2 protein-coding genes are annotated in these 3,682 nt (G+C 35.9%); both read left to right on the plus strand.

The genetic code is table 11. From position 1 onward, the window contains the following. Positions 1 to 376 precede the first annotated feature (376 nt). Positions 377 to 2,218: a DEAD/DEAH box helicase gene (locus HMPREF9018_RS01135; protein WP_008446903.1), complete on the plus strand. Its 1,842-nt coding sequence runs from the start codon at positions 377 to 379 to the stop codon at positions 2,216 to 2,218. A 94-nt stretch (positions 2,219 to 2,312) separates the two neighbouring features. Then, positions 2,313 to 3,602 carry an NAD(P)/FAD-dependent oxidoreductase gene (locus tag HMPREF9018_RS01140; RefSeq protein WP_008446905.1) on the plus strand — a complete coding sequence of 430 codons (1,290 nt, stop codon included), beginning with the start codon at positions 2,313 to 2,315 and terminating at the stop codon, positions 3,600 to 3,602. The last annotated feature ends 80 nt before the right edge of the window (positions 3,603 to 3,682 follow it).

The following is a 3,682-nucleotide window of genomic DNA, read 5'->3' on the forward strand; positions in this document are numbered from 1 at the left end:
TGTAGGTAAATAATGGCGCAAGTATTTACTTTAATGTTATGCTTTCTTTTTGTTTAAATAAATAGTTTTAGTGATAGTTGTGTAAATATGTTTAATGTTATAGTATGTATAAATATTTGATTTATAAATAGTTTTATTCTTATTTGTCAAAATTTAAGCGTACCTTTGTATTTAGGAAAGAAACGTACCACTTGATAAGGCTAAGTAGGCACTAAAAAGTATTTAAATTATTCTATGAGGAGTAATATAATAGGTGTAATGCATTCAGGCTTTCTATGTTAGTTATTAAGAGCTAATAAGTTTTTTATTGTTATGCGGGTTCGTATTGTGGTTAGTTTTCTTTTCTATATTAGGATAATAATAAAAACAAACGAATTTGAAGACTTTTGAAGAGTTAGGTGTTAGCGAGGATATTCGCAAAGCCATTGAGGAGCAGGGATTTGAGTATCCTATGCCAGTACAGGAAGAGGTAATTCCTTATTTATTAGGTAATCGTAATGATGTTATAGCGTTAGCTCAGACGGGAACGGGTAAAACAGCAGCATTTGGATTGCCATTATTACAGCGTATAGATACCAGTAGAAAGGAAACTCAAGCCATAGTGCTTAGTCCTACACGTGAGTTGTGTTTACAGATAGCCGATGATTTAAAGGATTTTAGTAAGTATATTCCCCATTTACATATAGCAGCCGTTTATGGTGGTACGTCTATAGAGGCGCAGATTAAGGAGTTAAAGCGTGGTGTTCAGATTATAGTAGCTACGCCTGGTCGTCTTATAGACTTGATGCATCGTGGTAAGGCTAAGTTAGAAAATGTATGTAACATTGTGCTTGATGAAGCTGATGAGATGTTAAACATGGGTTTTCAGGATAGTATTACCGAGATTTTAAGTGGTGTTCCTGAGGATAGAAATACTCTTCTTTTCTCTGCAACAATGAGTAAAGATGTGGAGCGTGTAGCTAAAGGATATTTACACGACTATAAGGAGATAGTAGTAGGTAGCCGTAATGAAGGTGCTGAGAGTGTAAACCATATTTATTATATGGTAAATGCTAAGGATAAATATTTGGCTCTTAAGCGTTTAGTAGATTTTTATCCAAAGATATATGCAATAGTTTTTTGTAGAACTAAGTTAGAAACACAAGAGGTTGCTGACAAACTTATCAAAGATGGCTATAATGCAGAGGCTTTGCATGGTGATTTATCTCAACAGCAACGCGACTTAACAATGCAGAAATTTCGTTCACACCTTACACAGATTCTTGTAGCTACCGATGTGGCTGCTCGTGGATTGGACGTTACAGAGCTTACCCATGTTATAAATTATGGTTTACCAGATGATATAGAGAATTATACACATCGTTCAGGTCGTACAGGTCGTGCAGGAAAGAAAGGCACTTCTATTGCTATTATTCACTGTCGCGAGAAGTATAAAGTGCGTAATATAGAGCGAGTTATAGGTAAAGAGTTTGTAGATGGTACGCTTCCTTCTGCTGAAGAAATATGTAAGAAACAGCTTTTTAAAACCATGTCCGATATACTAAAGACAGATGTCGACGAAGAGCAGATAGCTCCTTATGTAAAAGATATTAAGCATCAGTTTGAATATATTGATAAAGAAGATCTTATTAAAAAGATTGTTTCTGTAACATTTGGTCGCTTTTTAAATTATTACAAAGACGCAGAGGATATAGAGAAGCCTACAGCTCAAAGCCGTAAGGCAGAGCGTAGTAATGATAGAGGTAATGGTAGGAGTAATAGGGGAGGCGATCGTAATCGTGGCTATAGTAAGGCAGAACGTGGTTTTAAACGTTTGTTTATAAATCTTGGAAAAGATGATGGTTTTTATCCCGGCGAGGTGATGCAGTTTATAAACAAACATGTACATGGAAGACAAACTGTAGGTCATATAGACTTGCTTAAGAAGCAAAGCTATATTGAAGTGCCAGAGCGCGATGCACGAAAAGTAAAGGACGCGCTTTCTGGAACAAGCTATAAGGGTAAGGAGGTGCGTTGTAAAGATGCAGAAGATGTGAGCAGAAGTCGTAAAGGGCGAACGGGTAAGCATAGCGGTTATCGTAAAGAAGATGATTTTAGCCGTAAGATATACGGTAAAGAAGATTGGAAAAACCTTATAGGTAATAATGATATAAACCTTAAAGGAGAGGAACCAAACTTTGCCGAGGAAGGCTGGGCACGCCGTCGTCCAAAGAAATGATAATAAGAGGAAATATACTGTTTTACCATTATGGTATTATAAGTAAACTAATATAAAAGATAAGATATTTTTAGACTTTAAAATAAAAAAGAATATGGAAGCTGATATTTCTGGTAATATTAAGAAAAGTATAGTTATTATAGGTGGTGGACTTGGTGGATTAGAGTTAGCTACACGCTTAGTAAAAACCGACTTTCAGGTTACTTTGATAGATAAGAATAATTATAACCACTTCCCTCCTTTGATATATCAAGTAGCATCAGCAGGACTTGAACCAAGCAGTATATCTTTTCCTTTTCGCAGGCTATTTCAGGAAAAAGATAATTTCTTTTTTCGTATGGCTACAGTAGAGAAGATAGAAACAGAGCAAAAGAGGGTAGTAACTTCTATAGGAGATATAGAATATGATTATTTGGTAATTGCTGCAGGTGCAACAACTAATTATTTTGGTAACAAGCAGATACAAGAAAACTGTTTGCCTATGAAGACCGTTTCTGAAGCTATGCATCTTCGTAATACTATTTTACGCAATTTGGAAAAGGCAGAAATAGAGAAAGATCCTGATAAGAAACAGGCTCTAATGAATGTTGTTATAGTAGGAGGAGGTCCTGCAGGAGTAGAGATAGCCGGGGCAGTAGCTGAAATGAAGAAGAACGTTATAGCACGCGATTATCCTCATTTAGCAGCTAATAATCGTATGCATATCTATTTAGTGAATGCTGCCGACAGGTTGTTATCTACTATGGACGAATACTCTTCTCAAAAAGCATTGGAAGGATTAAAGGCTCTTTATGTGCATGTGCGACAGCCATACATGGCTTTAAGCTATGAAAATGGTGTGCTGAAAACTGATAAAGGATTAGATATTCCTGCCGAAACAGTAATTTGGGTAAGTGGTGTTTGTGCAACGCATATAGAAGGATTGCCGAAAGATAGTTATGGAAGAGCTGGTCGTATAAAAACAGATCGTTTCTGTAAGGTAAAAGGAGTGGAAGATGTATATGCTATAGGTGATATAAGTTTTGTTGAAGGCGATGAGGAATATCCTAATGGTCATCCACAGCTTGCGCAAGTAGCAATACAACAAGCTAAGTGTGTTGCAAAGAATTTTGAAGCAGAAGTAAAAGGTAAAAGCCCAGAGATGTTTAAATATAAGAATCTCGGCACTATGGCTACTATAGGACGCAACCGTGCTGTTGCAGAGATAGGGAAAAGCAAGTTTAGCGGATTTTTTGCATGGTTCCTTTGGTTAGTAGTACATCTTAGATCTATACTTGGGGTAAAAAATAAGACAATCATTCTTCTGAACTGGCTATGGGGATATATTAATTATAAGCAAAGTCTTAGATTAATACTAAAGGCAGATGATAAAAATAAAGAGTAGGAGTGATGGTAATATAATTATTAAGCGAATATGTAATAATCTACATATTCGCTTTTTTATTAGAAAGAGCAAGTGTAAGT

The sequence above is a fragment of the Prevotella amnii CRIS 21A-A genome (assembly GCF_000177355.1).
Classification (GTDB): Bacteria; Bacteroidota; Bacteroidia; order Bacteroidales; family Bacteroidaceae; genus Prevotella; species Prevotella amnii.

Excerpts from the sequence above, each read along its gene's own strand:
- HMPREF9018_RS01140 (WP_008446905.1), top strand. The coding sequence starts at position 2,313 with ATGGAAGCTGATATTTCTGGTAATATTAAGAAAAGTATAGTTATTATA.